This is a genomic window from Pseudoalteromonas tetraodonis, assembly GCF_002310835.1.
Taxonomy (GTDB): domain Bacteria; phylum Pseudomonadota; class Gammaproteobacteria; order Enterobacterales; family Alteromonadaceae; genus Pseudoalteromonas; species Pseudoalteromonas tetraodonis.
On record NZ_CP011042.1, the window covers coordinates 404,363 to 421,631 of the forward strand.

The window sequence follows — 17,269 nt, forward strand, 5'->3', positions numbered from 1 at the left end:
AAAAACGGTTTTAAATCAAATAACTTGTACTTTGTTTGATTTGAAATAATAAATAGCTAGCTGTTTTGAGTTTAAATATCAGCTGAACGTGTTTAAATTAGAACACAATTAATTTAAGGTTTTTATGTCTAGTGTAAGTCGGTTATTCACAATTATTTTTAGTCTTTTGTTTATTGAGTCTATAGGTATTGGTCTTTATTTTGGCACCCTGACAGAAGCATTTCTTGTCGGCTTACCGTTATGTTTGCTCCCCATTTGGCTTTTAAAAACCCAACCCGATAGCAAAATGACACCGCATGTTGTTGCGGCTGCAATTATGATGTTTTCATTTTTACATATTCAACAAGCCTATGGCCTTATCGAAGTGCATTTCGAAATATTCATTTTCTTAGCCATGCTAATAATGTTCATAGAGTGGCGAGTGTTTATTACCGCTATTGTGTTTGTAGCTATACACCATTTATCTTTTTACTATTTGCAAACACAAAATACTGGTTTTTACGTATTTGATCCAGACCGACTCGCCTTTTCAACAGTGCTTATTCACGCAGCGTATGCCATTGTGGAAGCGCTTGTAGCTGGTTTTATTGCCGTAACATTAAATCGCGAACGCCGTGCGGGTCTATCGTTAAGTTATGCCACAGAGCAAATAATGCAAGATCCAAATCAAGTTAAGCTTTCTATGCGAGCAGATGACACAACAAGCAAAGCGGTAGTTGGTTTTAATACTTTGCTTGAGTACTTATCAGATGTGATTAAGCAAGTTCAAGTTCAGTCTGACTCTTTAAAAAATAACTCTAAAGAGCTTATTCATGTTCATGATGAGTTAGCCAATAGCGCGCAGCAACGAAACGCGCAAACAGATGATATTGCTAATTCAGGCGCACAAGTTGCGCATGGTTTTAAGTTAGTTGAACAAGAAAGTGATACTTTAAAACAACAAGTTAATAGCATTACTGAATCAGCCAATGTTGCGCTGGAAGAAGTATTACAAACCGACAGAAAAAGCACCGAGCTACTCACCTTGTTAACAAACACTGAAGAGCAGTTAAGCCATTTAGTGGCCGCTGGGGATGTTATTACTAGTTTACTCAATGAAATTTCAGGCATAGCCGACCAAACTAATTTATTAGCCCTTAATGCTGCAATAGAGGCCGCACGAGCGGGTGAGCATGGCCGAGGGTTTGCTGTTGTTGCCGATGAAGTACGCTCGCTTGCAAATAGCAGCCAAGCAACAACAACCAAAATAGCGTCTACGCTTACTGATCTGGTAAATAATAGTCGCACGTCAACTCAGTCGATGAATCAATGTGTGGAATTTGTGGTTGATTTAACAAAAATAAGCGCAACGATGAAAGAGAATATTTCGTCAATGAGTGATCAAATTCAAGCGGTATCTGCCAGCACTAACTCAGTAGCTCAAGTGGTTGCCGAACAGGCTGGAAATACAGAGCAAATAGCAATGAGTACAGATCAAATGCGCCAAAATCAGTATCAAGAGACTAAAATAGTTGAGCAGTTAACGGCTAAAGTGCAGCTGATAGACGTAAGTATTGATGTATTAGAGCAAAGTATTGCAAAATTTAAGTAAGTCTCGTTATTTCACCATTAGCTTAATTTGTATATGGCTTGCTTTTGTTGTGTCGGCACTTGTTTACTTTCAGCTAGGGCAGCTAAAGCCCTTTGATGAGGGTAATATGCTTAAACAACAAAACTGGTTTTCGCAATTTAAAAACCAAGTACTGTGGCAAAACAAAGACAGTGCTCAACTTGTGATTATTACGCAAGAAAATTGCGGCTGTACAATTCAAGCACAGCCTCATTTATCAGCCCTGCAACGCTTTGCTACAAACCAAGGCGTTGAAGTGCAAAATTTTGTATTAAATAATGAGTTAAAGTCAGTGATCCCTGCCACACCTGCCGCCGTTTTAATTGATAAAAATGGTGAGTTTGTTTATGCAGGGCCTTTATCTGAAGGGCTGGCATGCTCTCAAGGTAGTGGCTTTGTGGAAACCGTTATTAGTAATTTACAGGCCGGATTTAACTCATCATTATTAATAGCGGATACAAAAGGCTGCTATTGTGTAAATAACGCCTAAATCATATACCCTTATATAAAAAGCGCTTACAACTAACTTGTATAAAAGTAGGCAAGCGCTTTTTATTGTTTAACGATTAAAGAGTGATTTAAACGTTATTTAATCATTATATAGTCACTAAACCATAAATACCCAACAGTACAAAAACACTGGCTGCTATCGCTCTTACGGTATTTAATGGAATTCTTTTTAGTAACGCCTTACCGGCATAAATAACAGGGACATTGGCAATTAACATGCCTACTGTAGTACCCAGCGTAACCCAAAGTACTGATTGATATTGTGCACCGAGCAACACGGTTGCAATTTGTGTTTTGTCCCCAATTTCAGCAATAAAAAATAAGATTAAGGCCACTAAAAATGCACCATAGCGGTCGTATTTATGGCTCACTTCTTCATCTTTATCTGGAATAAGTAACCACAGCCCTACCACAATAAAGCTTATATTGACTATCCAAGGTAAGTATTCGACGGCAAAGTTCCCGCTTAGCCAATCACCAAACCATGCAGATAAACCATGATTAATAATAGTAGCAACGAGAATGCCTAAAATAAGTGCAATTTTATTTTGAAAGCGAGCAGCTAATAGTAAAGATAAAAGCTGGGTTTTATCGCCTATTTCAGCAAGGGCAACAGTGACGGTAGAGGTTAAAAAAATATCCATTAATATAATCTTCAGGCGGGAATACTAAACCAAGGCAAACAGCTATCTCCCGCCATGAGGATAGTGTCTACCTAGGTCTCGCCGATAACGCTTGCTACAACATTACAAACTTACCATGCACATGAGGTGCAATTATGTTGATAAGTTTACTCATTACTGAGCGGGCTACTCCCCTAAGAGGGCAGCAATTATTCCACAAAGTTTAAAGCAGGTAAATATATGCGGGTAACTTTTAAATTTAAAAGGTGGCTTTGTGGCGTTAGTGCACAAATAAACTTGCTTTTGGCTATCAAGTTAGCTGTAATAATAAACAGAAGGAAGTTGAACAATTTGAAATTATATGCACGTGTAAAGGAATTTAAATATGCAATCAACAGTCGTTAAATCAACAATGGCAACCATTCAAAATGGAGTTATGAAAGCGGACGGAAAGTTTTGGATTACGCAAACTGACTTAAATTTTGAACCTTTTAATGAAAAATTAGGGTTAGAACCATATACAATTGCCCGTGATACAATTTTAAAAGTGGTTGAATGTAAAGGCAAAGGCGCAGGCCTTGTTCCAATAACAGCTGATGCGATAGAGGTTTTCACGCAAGATGGCAGCTCGTATCAGTTTATACTCTCAAACCCCAGTGATTGGATAAATATATTGTCAAATCAAACTAGTGCTTAAAGTAACAAGAATGCCATCAATTAATAATTTTAAATGATGGCAAATAAGGCTTTCATTTAAGGTATAACTCCTAACATGCGGCAAAATGAAAGTACCTAAACTTTAAATACATTAACTTGCCCTTGTAGCATTGCCGCAAGCTGTGCAAGTTCTTGCGATGCCTGTGCATTTTGCTGTGAGCTTTCGCTAACCGACGTGATACTCGCGCTAAACTCATTAATATTACTGCTTAGCTCATTTGCGACCATTTTTTGCTCCTGTGTTGCGGTTGATATTTGAGTATTCATATCTGCAATTTCAGTAACTTCACGGTTAATTTCGCTGAGCACCTGCGAAGAATAATTAGCATGGTCAACACTCTCTTTAGCGCTGCTTTCTGCGTTACCCATGGCATTAACAGCTTGCTGAGCCATGCCTTGTAGTTTAGTGATCATTTCATTAATACTAGCGGTTGCCTTTTGAGTATTGTGGGCAAGTTGCCTTACCTCATCGGCTACAACGGCAAAACCACGACCAGAATCGCCAGCTCTTGCTGCTTCAATAGCTGCATTTAAAGCTAACAAGTTAGTTTGCTCAGCAACGCTTTGAATCATCATAACAACTTGGTTTATATCATTGGTTTGTGTGTTTAGATCTGTGATGAGCTGCGTATTTGTATTAACTAAAGCTGAGAGCGTATTTATTGACTCTATATTATCAGCAACAGCTTGTTGCCCTTGGCCTGCCTTAATGTCGGCACTTGTTGCCTTGTCGGAGGTTGTTTGCGCGTTTTGAGCAACTTGTTCTATTGCACTGCTCATTTGAGTAATTGCAGTTGCAATCATAGCCGATTGTTGCTCTTGCTGCGTTGCTGTACTGGCAACCTGAATACTAATAGAGTTCATTTCTTCAGCTGCAGAGGCAAGTGTCAGTGTTGCGCCTGCCATATCTTTTACTAAACCTTGGATCCGAAGTAGCATATCATTAAAGTTAGATGCGGTATCTGCAATCTCATCTTTGCCCTGAACCTCAGCACGAGCTGTTAAATCAGCATTGGTCGCAATGTGCGTTATGGTATCGCGTAATGACATTAATGGATTTTGTATCGAAGAATAAATAAAGTAAGCAACAATCAGTAACAGTAAAATCAATATCGCGATTGTCACACTCATTATCAATTTTATAAATTGATAATTCTCATCAGCTTTAACTTTAAAATCACTTGCTTCTTTAAGCTGTAAATCAATTAAAGCTTGGTAGCTGGCACTCAGCGGATCAAATAATTGGTAAAGCTCATAAACAAATTGCTTTTGTGGGATTAATAAAAACTCACCACTATTAATGCTTAAAATTAAATTATTTAAGTGCGTAAGCACGGGCTGTAGTTTGCTTTCAACGTTATCTACTAAGCGCTTTTCTTCAGCTGTTAGCTGTGTGCTCAGGTAGGCTTTCCATTCATTATCAGCCGTATTTCTAGCATCATTAATATTCGCTAAAAGCGCTGATTTGGTAATAGACTCAGCACGATACTTGTGAAGTAAGTCAACAATATTTACAGCGTAATTATCTGACACATGTTTAATTTGCTTAAGTGGTACGACACGGTCGTCGTATAAACTATCAATCCCTGCTACTAACCTTCCCATTGTGTTTATTGAAAAAAACGATGTAATTAAAAAAATCATAATTGGTAGCAATGCAAGCACGGCTAAACGGGTACGCACAGAATAATTGTTTAACATAGTTATCCAAAATTACAGCAATAATAAAAAAGTATAATATGGATAAAAAATTTTACTGAATTTTTATATGAAAATTATTCAGGGTTTATATTTCTTGCGCTTTAAGTTAATAACTCAAGTCTCATTTCAAAAAGCTTTTACTCGCATAATCCAATCAATCTTTATTATTGTTACTGCAGATAGGGGGTAGGTAATCTTGTCATTGTTTGCAACACGCCAAGCAAATTATGTGTGATTGAACTGCGCTTAGAGCGAGAAACAGACGGTCAGGTAAACTCGTTTTTGGACAGAAACGTGTCAGGGACTTTTCTAAATTAGCAACGCACAGATAGCAATACGTACGGCTGTGTTTATCAGACCTGTTTATTCAATAACTTTATCGAGTCCGTTCAAAAGTACCGTTCACATCACGCGTGTAACTTTCCCGTGTGCAATTCGTTATTAGCGCTTACATGGCAAGGCCTCTAGGTTAATACGACAGTGTAACCTAGAGTGCCGCCGCACCTGTTTTTAATGTGAAATGGTAGATACACCGGCAATTATTTTAATAAATACTCACCTTTTGCTTATTCGTAAAAGTGCTATGCGTTAAATTATGATTAAGCGGAACTAAGGCGACAGGTTAATTTTTTCAGCGCCGCAGATAGTTAAAAAATTTTGTTAGTATCAAAGAAACATAAAAAATGAAGGTAACCAGGCACGAGGCCTGGTTGAAAATCAACGATAGTAAAATGGCATGGATGCCACGTTCTAACCGCCAATCTTTTACGGCAATTTAAGATTACACTGCGGTTGGGGCACTATCAATATTAATGAGCACGCGAATGAAAATAGATATTCATTATAAAGTGAAAGTAGAAGGAAGGTTTTCTATTAATTTAATTTCCCTAATTTCTGTAGCCCAATTGGTTATAAGTTTAATAGGTTAATTGTTAGGTAGGGGGTATTGCAGGTCAAAGTGTGATACCCCATTATTTTAGCCGCTAAAATTAAAGTTTCACCGGTGAAACTCAGTTGTTGGATGAAGGTCTTGTGTTTGATTTTCTGCTATCAGTTAACAAATATAAAAATTAATTATTTATCATTATGTTTTCATTTTTTGACAATGCTAAAGGCGTGAACTATGAATACCTTTCAATTGATATTAAAAGGGAAATTCAAGGACTATGAAAATAAATTTAATTAATTGCCTGCTATCTGTAGTCATAGCAACTGGTGTAAGTAATATGAGTTATGCTGAGGAAGTTCCGCGCAGTCAACAAGTAATTACCTCCCTTCCTGTACTCACTAGTCAGAATGCTCCAGCTCCTGCCGAAATCAAAAACATCCGCATGGAGTCTGAATTAATGGCTCGAGCATCAGCTCCGCCGCTATCTTCAATGTGGGTATATGCTGTTGGTTCAACTGATTGTGGGTGGGAGTCCACTGTTGGTATGACAACAACTGCATGTGATCATGGGGGAGAGCAGCTGCGTACTGCTGTTTTAGAAATTGGTTATGGTTATAATCATATTGCTTGGATGAACGGTGGGTTACTTCCGAGTTCCACAATGTACTCAAGTACGCCTGTTTGTGTGACTGGTAGTAATTACACATGGCCTTGTACCGCTGGGCAAACTGTCGTGGGTTTCCTCAATGAATACAATGTCGATGGTCATCAAAACGGATTATTCAAATACCAAAATACTTCGACTAATTCGCCATGGAATACTATGTCAGTCCAGATCAGTATTCTTTGATTTATTAATGATGTAGGCCAGACATTCTGGCCTTTTTATATTTCTAAATACGAATGTTAACACCAGTACTTTTGTCTTGCATGATAGACATAGCTGATTCTAACATCTTCAAAGTAGTCTCGTCATTGCGTGACAGTGCGCCTTGGATGCCATCACGCGTTTTTTGAATGAAGTTATATCGTGTTTCATCACTGTGTGCACCTGCCAGTTCGCCTCCATTTACGGGTATTTTCATAGTCATAGCCATGAAAGGCCTGCCGTCATCGAGAGACATTTCTCCATTGCGGATTTGAGTGTTGGCCCAGTCCCGCATTTCTTGCCGGGTCATACTAGTGAAATCCGCCTGTTTTGTGCTGCTGTCAGTCTTATCATTGTCTGTTTGTGCTGCTGTTAATGCAGCCGAAAATGACGTTGAGGCCTCTGTTGAAGGCTTGGTACGCTGGTTCCCATTAAAATAATGTACGTTTGCATCAACTCGCATAGGTTCTTTTCCTTAGTATGATCGTATGAGTGATATTAACTGCAAAACCTGCGCCATAATTATACACTTATAGTCTTTTGAAAACGCCTTTAAAAAGTTTATTTAAATTAAGTTGTTGAAGGTAATTCATCGTAAAGTGAAAAGCTTAATACAGAGGTGTTGGACGGCAAAGGCTTTCCGGTAACTGGAATATTTACTAATAGGCTTGGCTCATAGGCCTTAAATTATTCAGGATAAAGCCTAATAAAAGAAGGTTTTGAAATAAGCAATATTAAAGTGAAATATTGGGATCGAGATTGATACAAAGATGAGGGATATAGAAATCAATATCCATTTCAATTTTTTGATTTCTTTTAAGTGATTTGCATTTTTAAGCGATTCATTTAGCCGCTGAATATTTAGTTCAACTTCGTGTACAGTCTCCTGAGAGACGAGCGCTAAATCTTTAATACTATCAACAGAGCTTTTTAAGTTTTTCTCTGTTGCTAGTATATGAGTATCAACGCTCTTAATTTCCAGTGATTTCTTCACATATTCAGATAAAGAAATACCTTCCTTTTGCGCCTCACTACTTAAAGACTCTTTTAATTTATCGTCAATTCGGATGCTTAGAATAGCCATTCTAAAATACCTCTGATGTATACGGGTGTAAACAAAGCGTATACGCCTATTTTTAAAGGCGCAACAGGTTATTTTAGATGAAAACTGTGTATGACAAAATGAGATAATAGGCACGCTGTCGAATGTATACAAATGAATCGCCCCGAGTTCATCGGAGACCAGTTTGTTTAAGTCAGGCCACTTTACCTGACTCGTTTAAATTATCATAGTAGTCTGTTTCATATTGAGCTGGTGAAATATACCCAATTGAAGATAATAAGCGTTGATTATTAAACCAATTGACCCACTCTAACGTTGCGTATTCAACAGCATCAACATTCTTCCACGGGCCATTTCTGCGAATAATCTCTGTTTTAAATAATCCATTTATTGTTTCAGCCAATGCATTGTCATAAGAGTCACCCACACTGCCTATAGACGCTTGAATTCCAGCTTCAGCAAGTCGCTCAGTGTATCGTATAGACAAATATTGGCTGCCTCTGTCGCTGTGGTGAATTAACCCTTCGGGGTTGCCACGATGCCAAATAGCTTGCTCTAACGCATCAAGAATAAGCTCTGTGTGCATTGTCGTTGATACACGCCAACCTACAATGTATCGTGAAAAAACATCTATCACGAAAGCGACATAAACAAACCCACTCCATGTGGCAACATAGGTGATGTCAGCTACCCAAAGTTGATTTGGCTGCTCAGCAGTAAATTGACGATTAACTAAATCAAGTGGCTTATCTTGTTGCTCGTCAGGTATCGTTGTCTTATGTGCTTTACCCCGACGAACACCTTGAATTCCCATAACTCGCATCAATCGTTCGACTGTACAGCGGGCGACTTGATGGTCGTCAAGCTGTAGCTGCTTCCATATTTTTCTTGCACCATAAACTGACATATTATCCTCCCACACTTCGCGAATGAGTATTATCAGCTCAGCATCACGCTTTTTGCGGTTAGACAGTCGCTCAGGCTCTCTTTGTATCTGTTTATGAGAATAATACGTTGATGGTGCAATCGGCAATTCCTTGCAAATTGACTCGACACCGTAATGCTCTCTGCAAGCATCAATAAAATCCACTATTACTTCTGTTTGCGGTCGAGCTCCGCTTGGGCGAAAAAAGCGGCAGCTTGCCTCAGGATATCATTCGTTCGCTTGAGCTCTTTATTCTCGCGCTCTAAGACGGCAAGGCGTTCTTCAGTTGATTGCGTATTAGAAGAGGGTTTAGACGGTTGAGCTTGAGATTTCTTGACCCATGCTCTAAGTGTTTCTGGGGTACATCCCAGTTTATCTGAAATCGATACTAGCGCAGCCCAAAGAGAAGGGTATTCATGCTGTTGTGTGGTAACAAGCCTAATTGCACGTTCACGAAATTCTGATGTATAGCGATTTGATTTTTTCATAGTTCCAGTTTCTCAAGTTATTGAGTCTCTGGCAAACACGGGGCGATTCAGTTTTGCAATTTTAAGAAACTATGACGGACATGATTTCAAAGTGACTTTGGTTGATAGCAATGGAGATAGAGTTGCTGGCGGATATAGCGTAGCAGTTTCCACTTCTATCTTTAATGCAGGCACTTATTATTGGGAAGTTGAAAATAAAACAACAACTGGATCTACTTATGGTGGAATTACTTATGAAGTAAGATCTGGTGGCTAGTTAAACTTTCTATTAACGACTCAGCCCTATGAGTCGTTAATAGAAAACAATCTAAAATAAAAGCTTAAGTTTTATAAAATTATGTCGATAAAAGAAAACGACATATGAAAAAGGATTTTTATGAAAATCAGCACCAATCTACTACCTACTCTATTTGAAAGTAAAATATCTATTTTTACAAACAGTGATGATGAAAAAATAAAAAGCTTTTCTACTAAAACAAGCGAAAGTGGCTTAAAAATTAATATAAACACAACTCACCTTGATCCTAAAGTTAAAGAAAAAAAAGACAATAATGCTTTTGATTCATCATTAATTGAGGGAAGTGCATATGAAAAAGTATTTAAAAAAGAAGAGCTCAACTTTTCTAATATGAGTATAAAAGAACTTCATAGTATTGTTAAAAATGTGAATGAAATGGAACGAGAATACACACAAAAATACGATAGTGATGAACCAGTTAGATTAGGTAAGTCAGGAAACCCCATAATATCCAAAAAAAGAGAAGATATGAATAGTTTAGAGTCTAAACTTAGGATCCTTTCTTATGGTGGAGGGGATGTAGATCCTGATAAAAAAATTAATGTTATGGAGTATTTTTCTAATAGTTCAGAGAAATTAGATGGACTTGCTAAAGAATATCCTGAACGTCAGACTTATCAAGTAAGAGCCTCTTACATGAAAGAAATAATTAATACGTTTGATAAATTTATATCAGACGATACTTTTGATTTATATCAAGAAAAGGCTGCTTTATTGTTAACCGACAAAAAGAAAGTCGATGTTTTTATTTGAAAAAAGCCTAGAACATAGCAAAACAGCTAACAGCTTATTGAACACCATTTTGGTGGTTTATAACACACCGAAACGGCGTATATTACATACCCTGATAATTTCACCAATAATTACCTTTGTAAACAAGTAATTAAAACAGCTAGGAATTAAGCATGTTATTTTGCCCCAAAACGGCGTTTAATAATGTTATTGGACAAAATTAGATTTCTACTTAAAACACAGGAATAAATTTAACTTTTTCAGTGTCCGGTTATCGCTCAAAAAAGCCCTTGAAAAGTTGCTCATTTAGCAATCTAGGTTAACACTATCAAGAAAACAGGTGTATATTTCCGAAAACGACCTTTGAAGCCATAGAAACGGAAGTTTGCTTTCGAAATATAGCAATACAGGCTTTAAAACCGGAAGTTTACTTCCGTTTTGTGCTTTAAGATTATAAGCTTGTATCTAGTAAAAGCTGAGAAGTCCAAACTCGTTTCTGCCCCAAAATGAGTTAACGTAATAACTCTATAGGTCGACTTTGAGCGAAGCAGTCAATCAAAAGTTTTGATATCTGAAGTCAAGATTTGATCCTCGTCGGCTTTTTCAAAACGAATGGGCACGAGCTTTTGTAATAGTGGCAAAACAAGTAAAGGAAGGCTCAGAGCGATTAATAACACAAACAACGGCATTTGCACTACTCAGCGCTCTCACCAATGCATCAACAGGGGTTATATCATCAACAGATTCAATAAAACAATTGTCTTTCTCAAACTCACTGATATCGTCGAAATATGCTTCAGGCGAAAACCAATATAACTCAAGCGACTTAACTACCACGTTATTGTTGTTTGATAGTTTTTTCCCTAAAACGATGAGGGGTTCGGCTTTTTTACCTAAACGGAGCTTAAGCAAAAGCGTTTTTATCAAATCCATGTGCTTACTATATGCCCAATAAAATAGTGACATGTTTTATCGTGCATTATTAGGTACATTAAAACAATAGTTACTTTTATGGACTACCAGCGTTTGTACTTTAAACTATTGGTTAATTAATTTAATCCATTCAATTGGATTCGAGACAATGAATTGATATTTATTACCATCTTTTAATACGATTTCAATTGCATCATGTGTATAAGGCAAAATACCCGCAACTTTACCAGAGCACTTACTCACTTTTACAATTTCACACCGTGCAAACATATAAGGCCCTAACCCAAATTGTGCATTCAACGGCGCAAAATGAATATCGGTGTTGGTTAGCCAAAATTTGCCGTCGGCTTTGATTGCCCCTTGTTGAATCGTGGCGATGGTCGATTTGATTGTTATTGCATGCATAATAGTATTCCTTTATGTGGTGCTTTTAAGTCATTACCAAGTGACGATATTTAAGCTGACTGTATTACCTTTCTCTTGGTTTGCCTACCGTTAAGTAGTGCGCCCAACCACGTATTTTTAACTAATAATAAATAACTTATTTGACCTATAAGTAATGTAACAACCACGCTAACTATAAACTTTACTAAAACTGGCCAACTAGTATTAATTAATGGCATCTGAATATAAATCAGCACTGGCACATGTATTAAATAAATCCAATATGATGCATTTGAGATGCTGCGACTGAGCTTACTTTGGTGATTTAAAAAACGATGCCCAAGTAAAAACGTTATGGCGGTTAACAAAATAACACTCAGTCCTTGTGATAAAACATGCAATACATGTAGCTCTCCCGCTGCGGCAAAATACCCAGTAGTTGCGGCGGCAATCACTTCATCTAAGCTTGGCGCGGCTGGTAATAAAGAAAAATAAGCAGTCAGTGATAGTGCAACACCCAAAATAAGAGGCCATAAGTACTTATTATATGACCAAATGAGTTGCTGTTTTTTATTAAGCCCCACTCCCAACCAATAAAAACTGCCGTAAAAACCATACGACCATAACTGTGGCGTGAGTTTATCAGGAGCAGGAAATGGAATAGATTGCCCCATTAAAGAAAACGTTAACACGATGGGAAGTACAACCCACATAAATAAAGGGTGAGCGCTAAGCGCATCGAATTTATTGCCTAATAAGTTAGTTGTTTTCAACAACCAGTGAATTAAGCAAAACTGGAATAAGTTCCACAAAAACCATAAGTGCATAGTGCTAACAACAGGCTCTTTAATAACTTTAAACACAGCAAAAATCGGCGGTATTGGATTAGCTATACCGGCTCCAAAACTCAAGGCATGGTAGTAAACGGCAAAGCTTAACGGTAAAAATACAATAAAAGGCAGTAGAATATGTTTACTGCGATGATGTAAAAAGCGCGCGTTGCTCGATTTATCTATTAAAAGTGCACTGCAAAACCCTGCAATAATAAAAAATAACGGCATACGAAATAAGTGCAGCGTATGCGTAATATAATCAAATAGACCATGTGTGCTTGGGTCTGCCGTAAACCAAATATTGCTAAAGAACGGACTGTAGGCTAAAGCGGCATGAAATACGATGCCGAGCAATAGCGCGAGGCTGCGTAAATTATCAATGTAGTGTAATCGACTGTCTTTATTCATTAATGTGCCCAACTAACTTTTATTAATCAAGCATAAATGAATGAGGTTTCATGGCACTAGTCACAAAGCTCATAGCCCGAGCTATGACAGATGTCACTGTTTTTACAACGTGAGTTCTGCAATAATTGCTAAAAAAATATGGCCACAGTAATGGAATCAACTATACGACATACAACCGATTGGCATTTTTCAACATTGGCATCGTGGCTTGGGGTGACATCGGCGTGTGCCTATTATGCCAACTCAGAATTAGCACTATATTTGCAAATCATAGTAAGTGGTTCCATTTTAGCTATTTTGCTGTATGTGTTAAAACAACCCAACAAATTTGTTCACGGCGTAGCGCTTGGCTATTTCTTGCTTATTTTGGCAATGATACAACTGAGTTCAACATCCTTAGTTTTTATCCACCTAGTGATGTTTACCGCGGTTTTTAGTCCTCATTTTTCGCTTCCTAAGATACTGGCTTGTGTTGTGGCCGCCATGCTGGTGTATGGTTTAACGCATTATGCGCGCTGGGAAAATGGCATTCCTTGGATCACGTTTACAATTTGGTTTTTCTTTTGCTTGATGAATTGGTTTGTCAGTCGCCGGATTGTCGAAAGTTTAAATACACATTACCAATCCCGACAAAACTATAAAGAGTTAAAAGCCACCCAACACATGATGGGGGCGATGCATGCAGCGCAAGAGCGACAAAATATATCACGCGAGCTCCATGATTCACTCGGCCATAAGCTTACCGCGCTCAGCATTAATTTAGATTTTGCTAAAAGAGCTGCAAATGAAGCCACCGTTGAAACCCTCTCTCTTTGCCACCAACTTAGCCAAGAAGTATTGGCAGAGGTGCGCGAAATCGTTTCCACTCAGCGCAATGACAAAACGATACTTAAGCAAGCTCTTGAGGCCATTTGCGAACTAACACCTAATTTACACTGTGATCTCCAACTAAGTAAGGAGACAGAGCAGCTCCCGCAAGACTTTGCCCTGTGTGTATTGCGGTTTACCCAAGAGATGATCAGCAACACCCTTAAACATACCCAAGCAAACCATTTTACTTTGCATGTAAATGTCTCCCACGTTGGCCAACAGCCGCTGTTAATTGCAAAAGCGTATCACAATCAACCAGAGACCCATTTACCAAAACAAGGGAACGGATTAGCAGGATTAAATGAGCGAATGGCACAATTTGGTGGTGAATTTTCACAACACCTTGAGCAAGAAACACTGATCAATACCATGACCCTACCACTAAATTTAGAAGAAAAAAGCCATGATAAAGTGCCTACTAGTTGAAGATCAGACCTTAGTTCGTTTAGGCCTCGCTAATTTACTTAACCTCGATAACGCCATTAATATAGAAGCCCAAGCTGAAGATGGCTTGCAAGCGCTTGCACTATTAGCTGAGCATAGTTTTGACATTGCTTTACTCGATATGAGAATGCCGAATTTAGATGGGCTCGGGGTGCTGCAAAAAATGCGCGAGAAGGGTGATAAAACCCCCGTGCTAATCATCACCACATTTGAAGATTGTGATGTATTAGTCAAAGCCCTTAATCTAGGTGCTCGTGGATATGTACTTAAAAACATTGAACTTGAAGAACTCATTAGCGCTATCAAGCAGGTCGTTGCAGGTGAGCGAGTATTGCAAAGTGCGGTGACTGATTTTCTACTCAAAAAGCAACTAAGCCCTCAGCTCTGCTTAACAGGCAAAGAACAAACCGTATTGCAGTGTTTGTCTTTAGGCATGTCGAACAAAGTGATTGCCAAAAAGTTAGATAACTCTGAGGGGACTATTCGTAATCATGTGTCACAAATCCTTGCTAAATTAGAGGTAAAAGACCGCACTCAGGCCGTTATAAAAGCCATTAATCACAACCTAATTTAACATGCGAAGAATACCAAATTACTATTTTCGATTAGGCTTAAGTGGTGCAATCAACATAAATAAGAGTAAACAAAACCAACTAATATACAAACAGGCGACTATCCATGCGAGCTTTACTAGGCGTTCCACTTTTTGTGACCTAGCAATGAGTATGATTGGCATCACCCAAATCTTGATTTCAGACATTAAAGATCTTCAGTCTGCTCATGGCACAAACCAGAAATAGCCTACGCATTAATTCTATATTTATACATTAAGGCTTCTTCAGGCTTAATGTAATTCATTTTAATCATTCAACTATTTACCTAAATCTAAACCTACTTAAATTTAAGGCGAGACTTTAGTTAATAAATCTCGATTTAAGTGCCATACCTCGATTAAAACTCAAACAATTCTCAAGCTGCCGCGAATTCTCAATTTAAGTGGCGCTGGCCAAAAAAAATGCAAAAAAATCAATTTTTATAAAAAACCAATTGATAACTATTTTCGTTTAGATTAGTATAAACCTACTAAATGAAATTGAGAGTTGTTTGTATTCATGTATATTTGTCTTTGTCACGGTGTGACCGATAAAAAAATTGAGCAAACCATCGACGATGGTGCTACTACCATGCGCGAGCTAACTAAAGAGCTTAAAGTGGGCAGCCAATGCGGTAAGTGTTGTTGTTGTACTAAAAAGATCCTCAATCGTAAACTGATTCAAATTGCAGATATAACCGATCAAGTGGCTTAAGAGTAATCTATATAATTACCCCTATCTAAACGAATTGGTTTAACATTTAAAAATTAAACATAAAAAAAGCAGCCTTAGCTGCTTTTTTTGTATTTATAACTTTAACTTACAGTTGCGATTGTAAGTAGTTTTCAAGCCCAGTGTTTTTGATCAACAGTTGTTGTGTTTCGAGCCAATCAATTTGTTCTTCTTGCTCATTTAAAATGTTGTCGAGCGCTTCACGGCTAATGTAATCTTTCTTACTTTCAGCGAGTTTAATGGCAGCACGTAGCTCGTCTACGGTATCAAGTTCAAAGCTCATGTTAGCGGCAATCATTTCTTCGCTGTTTTCGCCTATACGTAAACGTCCTAAATCTTGAAGATTAGGTAAGCCTTCTAAAAATAAAATACGCTCAATTAAACGGTCGGCGTTTTTCATTTTTTGTATCGATACTTTGTAATCAGCTTTGTCTAGTTTACTAAAACCAAAATCTTTAAACATACGTGCATGTAAAAAGTATTGGTTAATACCCACAAGCTCATTAGCAAGTACTTTATTTAGTGCTGCAATAACGTCTTTATCGCCTTTCATAATATAAGTCCTTATTCGCCCATTTGAGCTTGGTGATAGTTTTGAGTGCCAATTTTGTCAATCAGACCCAATTGTTGCTCTAACCAGTAGACGTGATCTTCTTCGGTATCAAATAATAGCTTTTCTAGAATTTCACGTGATTGATAATCTTGCTGTTGTTCACAGATGGCAATAACTTCTTTAACACACTCAACCACTTCAAGTTCTAAGGTTAAGTCGTTTTGCATCATGCTTTTTACATCGTCACCAATTAACAGATCACGACGTTTGGTCATGTTTGGTACGCCTTCTAAAAAAAGAATACGCTTGATTAGCCAGTCAGCGTGGTCTTTTTCTTCTTCCATTTCATGGTTAAGACGCTCATAAAGTTTGTTTAAGCCCCAATCATCGTACATACGAGAATGAATAAAATACTGGTCAATAGCAGCTAATTCGTTAGCTAACAATGTATTGAAGGCGTCGATTACTTTTTGATTACCTTTCATAGCGCTTATCCTAAAAATTCTAATTGTGGCTAGTCTAGTATATAGGCACAGAATTGCAAGTAATTTACTTATAAATCATATGGTTAATATTGAGTTTGATTCTTGTTTAAGTTTGCATTGCTGGCTGACAAATGGACAAGTTGTTATTTGTATTTTAGATCAGCAAGTTACATTTTTTATAACATAAAAAGGCATACTTACTAAGGTTATTAAGTAAAGTATTGCAGCTATTCTAAGTGTTGAGGTTGTTCTTTTACGCTTTATTACTTCGAATTCTGGGATGAATACAGTAAAACTGAAATATTTACACAACTGAGTTTTTTCACTCAATTTATTTTGTAGCCACTCTCGTAATCTAATTATTGCTATTGTAGCGGGGTGATGTCTTTGCACCCAGCTCACGGCTCTGTAATTAATGAAGTAAGAAAGGCTAAGGAGCAGGGAAGTGGACATTTATTGTTTACACAAATATCCGTGAAAAAAGCAGATAAAGCTGAAAACTTAATGCTGCCTCTTGCAGCAGCAACTATCAGTACTCTTTAATTTAATTAATTTGTGATAATACTTATCTATCGTATTTTTGTAGCGGTTTAAATAAAAACCGCTGAGAA

The 17,269-nt window shown here is 37.7% G+C and carries 20 protein-coding genes, 1 riboswitch and 1 other annotated feature; of the genes, 10 read left to right on the forward strand and 10 right to left on the reverse strand.

The features are described from left to right. Positions 1–124 precede the first annotated feature (124 nt). A complete protein-coding gene (locus PTET_RS17525; protein WP_024601071.1) occupies positions 125–1,591 on the forward strand; it encodes a methyl-accepting chemotaxis protein in 1,467 nt (488 codons plus the stop codon). Then, positions 1,575–2,099, forward strand: coding sequence for a DUF6436 domain-containing protein (locus PTET_RS17530; RefSeq protein ID WP_013463088.1), 525 nt, complete (start codon positions 1,575–1,577; stop codon positions 2,097–2,099). Before PTET_RS17525 ends, PTET_RS17530 begins: the two co-directional genes overlap by 17 nt. 106 nt (positions 2,100–2,205) lie before the next feature. Here the strand turns inward: PTET_RS17530 and PTET_RS17535 are convergent, their stop codons facing one another. Then, positions 2,206–2,763, reverse strand: a complete 558-nt coding sequence (locus tag PTET_RS17535) for a TMEM165/GDT1 family protein (RefSeq protein WP_096039050.1) — start codon at positions 2,761–2,763, stop codon at positions 2,206–2,208. 83 nt (positions 2,764–2,846) lie between these two features. Beyond that, a riboswitch (yybP-ykoY riboswitch) is annotated at positions 2,847–2,949 on the reverse strand. A 178-nt stretch (positions 2,950–3,127) separates the two neighbouring features. Here PTET_RS17535 and PTET_RS17540 point away from each other — a divergent pair. Further along, the gene (locus PTET_RS17540) at positions 3,128–3,439 is read left to right on the forward strand and encodes a hypothetical protein (RefSeq protein WP_013463090.1); all 312 of its coding nucleotides are present in this window, start codon (positions 3,128–3,130) and stop codon (positions 3,437–3,439) included. Positions 3,440–3,534: 95 nt separating this feature from the next. Here PTET_RS17540 and PTET_RS17545 read toward each other — a convergent pair whose 3' ends face one another. Next, positions 3,535–5,160, reverse strand: coding sequence for a methyl-accepting chemotaxis protein (locus tag PTET_RS17545; RefSeq protein ID WP_013463091.1), 1,626 nt, complete (start codon positions 5,158–5,160; stop codon positions 3,535–3,537). 1,166 nt (positions 5,161–6,326) lie between these two features. Here PTET_RS17545 and PTET_RS17550 point away from each other — a divergent pair. Beyond that, positions 6,327–6,899, forward strand: a complete 573-nt coding sequence (locus tag PTET_RS17550; RefSeq protein ID WP_013463092.1) for a YolA family protein — start codon at positions 6,327–6,329, stop codon at positions 6,897–6,899. Between the two features lie 43 nt (positions 6,900–6,942). Here the strand turns inward: PTET_RS17550 and PTET_RS17555 are convergent, their stop codons facing one another. From PTET_RS17555 to PTET_RS17565, 3 genes are all read right to left on the reverse strand, one after another. Next, positions 6,943–7,380, reverse strand: coding sequence for a hypothetical protein (locus tag PTET_RS17555; protein WP_013463093.1), 438 nt, complete (start codon positions 7,378–7,380; stop codon positions 6,943–6,945). A 240-nt stretch (positions 7,381–7,620) separates the two neighbouring features. Next, entirely contained in the window at positions 7,621–8,001 is a 381-nt protein-coding gene (locus tag PTET_RS17560) for a hypothetical protein (protein WP_024606317.1), read from the reverse strand. Positions 8,002–8,173: 172 nt separating this feature from the next. Then, a protein-coding gene (locus PTET_RS17565) for an IS3 family transposase (RefSeq protein WP_236613520.1) occupies positions 8,174–9,393 on the reverse strand; the annotation gives its coding sequence in 2 pieces (ribosomal slippage) (positions 8,174–9,105 and positions 9,105–9,393; 1,221 coding nt in all). Further along, positions 8,999–9,115 (reverse strand) — a sequence feature (AL1L pseudoknot). (Overlaps the previous gene by 117 nt.) A gap of 91 nt (positions 9,394–9,484) precedes the next feature. Between PTET_RS17565 and PTET_RS19080 the strand changes: the two genes are divergently transcribed. Continuing rightward, a complete protein-coding gene (locus PTET_RS19080) occupies positions 9,485–9,649 on the forward strand; it encodes a hypothetical protein (protein ID WP_157743020.1) in 165 nt (54 codons plus the stop codon). 120 nt (positions 9,650–9,769) lie between these two features. After that, positions 9,770–10,444: a hypothetical protein gene (locus PTET_RS17570; RefSeq protein WP_013463096.1), complete on the forward strand. Its 675-nt coding sequence runs from the start codon at positions 9,770–9,772 to the stop codon at positions 10,442–10,444. Positions 10,445–11,026: 582 nt separating this feature from the next. Here PTET_RS17570 and PTET_RS17575 read toward each other — a convergent pair. The 3 genes from PTET_RS17575 to PTET_RS17585 form a co-directional block, all read right to left on the reverse strand. Then, positions 11,027–11,356, reverse strand: a complete 330-nt coding sequence (locus tag PTET_RS17575) for a hypothetical protein (protein ID WP_147154729.1) — start codon at positions 11,354–11,356, stop codon at positions 11,027–11,029. Between the two features lie 105 nt (positions 11,357–11,461). Then, positions 11,462–11,761 carry a hypothetical protein gene (locus PTET_RS17580; protein WP_013463102.1) on the reverse strand — a complete coding sequence of 100 codons (300 nt, stop codon included), beginning with the start codon at positions 11,759–11,761 and terminating at the stop codon, positions 11,462–11,464. A 50-nt stretch (positions 11,762–11,811) separates the two neighbouring features. Further along, entirely contained in the window at positions 11,812–12,981 is a 1,170-nt protein-coding gene (locus PTET_RS17585) for an acyltransferase family protein (RefSeq protein WP_041695990.1), read from the reverse strand. 150 nt (positions 12,982–13,131) lie between these two features. Here PTET_RS17585 and PTET_RS17590 point away from each other — a divergent pair, with 150 nt between their 5' ends. The 3 genes from PTET_RS17590 to PTET_RS17605 all read left to right on the forward strand — a co-directional run bounded on the left by PTET_RS17590 (position 13,132) and on the right by PTET_RS17605 (position 15,602). Next, entirely contained in the window at positions 13,132–14,277 is a 1,146-nt protein-coding gene (locus tag PTET_RS17590) for a sensor histidine kinase (RefSeq protein WP_013463100.1), read from the forward strand. Then, positions 14,255–14,869, forward strand: coding sequence for a response regulator (locus PTET_RS17595; RefSeq protein WP_013463099.1), 615 nt, complete (start codon positions 14,255–14,257; stop codon positions 14,867–14,869). Before PTET_RS17590 ends, PTET_RS17595 begins: the two co-directional genes overlap by 23 nt. A gap of 538 nt (positions 14,870–15,407) precedes the next feature. Then, positions 15,408–15,602 (forward strand): (2Fe-2S)-binding protein, encoded by a 195-nt coding sequence (locus PTET_RS17605; protein WP_013463106.1) that lies wholly within the window; start codon positions 15,408–15,410, stop codon positions 15,600–15,602. Positions 15,603–15,708: 106 nt separating this feature from the next. On the opposite strand, the gene bfr (PTET_RS17610) is transcribed toward PTET_RS17605, so the two are convergent. Continuing rightward, on the reverse strand, positions 15,709–16,173 hold the full coding sequence (gene bfr, locus PTET_RS17610; RefSeq protein WP_008112262.1) for a bacterioferritin: 465 nt from the start codon (positions 16,171–16,173) through the stop codon (positions 15,709–15,711). A gap of 11 nt (positions 16,174–16,184) precedes the next feature. Continuing rightward, positions 16,185–16,658 (reverse strand): bacterioferritin, encoded by a 474-nt coding sequence (gene bfr / locus PTET_RS17615; RefSeq protein WP_013463107.1) that lies wholly within the window; start codon positions 16,656–16,658, stop codon positions 16,185–16,187. A 381-nt stretch (positions 16,659–17,039) separates the two neighbouring features. On the opposite strand from bfr (PTET_RS17615), the gene PTET_RS19085 reads away from it, so the two are divergent. After that, positions 17,040–17,201, forward strand: a complete 162-nt coding sequence (locus PTET_RS19085; protein ID WP_013463108.1) for a hypothetical protein — start codon at positions 17,040–17,042, stop codon at positions 17,199–17,201. The last annotated feature ends 68 nt before the right edge of the window (positions 17,202–17,269 follow it).

Bases quoted from the DNA above. Each gene is read 5' to 3' on its own strand.
- PTET_RS17525 (WP_024601071.1), top strand. From the start codon at position 125: ATGTCTAGTGTAAGTCGGTTATTCACAATTATTTTTAGTCTTTTGTTT.
- PTET_RS17570 (WP_013463096.1), top strand. From the start codon at position 9,770: ATGAAAATCAGCACCAATCTACTACCTACTCTATTTGAAAGTAAAATA.
- PTET_RS19085 (WP_013463108.1), top strand. From the start codon at position 17,040: ATGTCTTTGCACCCAGCTCACGGCTCTGTAATTAATGAAGTAAGAAAG.
- bfr (WP_008112262.1), bottom strand. From the start codon at position 16,173: ATGAAAGGCGATAAAGACGTTATTGCAGCACTAAATAAAGTACTTGCT.
- PTET_RS17545 (WP_013463091.1), bottom strand. From the start codon at position 5,160: ATGTTAAACAATTATTCTGTGCGTACCCGTTTAGCCGTGCTTGCATTG.
- PTET_RS17595 (WP_013463099.1), top strand. From the start codon at position 14,255: ATGATAAAGTGCCTACTAGTTGAAGATCAGACCTTAGTTCGTTTAGGC.
- PTET_RS17535 (WP_096039050.1), bottom strand. From the start codon at position 2,763: ATGGATATTTTTTTAACCTCTACCGTCACTGTTGCCCTTGCTGAAATA.
- PTET_RS17550 (WP_013463092.1), top strand. From the start codon at position 6,327: ATGAAAATAAATTTAATTAATTGCCTGCTATCTGTAGTCATAGCAACT.
- PTET_RS17555 (WP_013463093.1), bottom strand. From the start codon at position 7,380: ATGCGAGTTGATGCAAACGTACATTATTTTAATGGGAACCAGCGTACC.
- PTET_RS17575 (WP_147154729.1), bottom strand. From the start codon at position 11,356: ATGGATTTGATAAAAACGCTTTTGCTTAAGCTCCGTTTAGGTAAAAAA.
- bfr (WP_013463107.1), bottom strand. From the start codon at position 16,658: ATGAAAGGTAATCAAAAAGTAATCGACGCCTTCAATACATTGTTAGCT.
- PTET_RS17590 (WP_013463100.1), top strand. From the start codon at position 13,132: ATGGAATCAACTATACGACATACAACCGATTGGCATTTTTCAACATTG.
- PTET_RS17560 (WP_024606317.1), bottom strand. From the start codon at position 8,001: ATGGCTATTCTAAGCATCCGAATTGACGATAAATTAAAAGAGTCTTTA.
- PTET_RS17585 (WP_041695990.1), bottom strand. From the start codon at position 12,981: ATGAATAAAGACAGTCGATTACACTACATTGATAATTTACGCAGCCTC.
- PTET_RS17605 (WP_013463106.1), top strand. From the start codon at position 15,408: ATGTATATTTGTCTTTGTCACGGTGTGACCGATAAAAAAATTGAGCAA.
- PTET_RS17540 (WP_013463090.1), top strand. From the start codon at position 3,128: ATGCAATCAACAGTCGTTAAATCAACAATGGCAACCATTCAAAATGGA.
- PTET_RS17580 (WP_013463102.1), bottom strand. From the start codon at position 11,761: ATGCATGCAATAACAATCAAATCGACCATCGCCACGATTCAACAAGGG.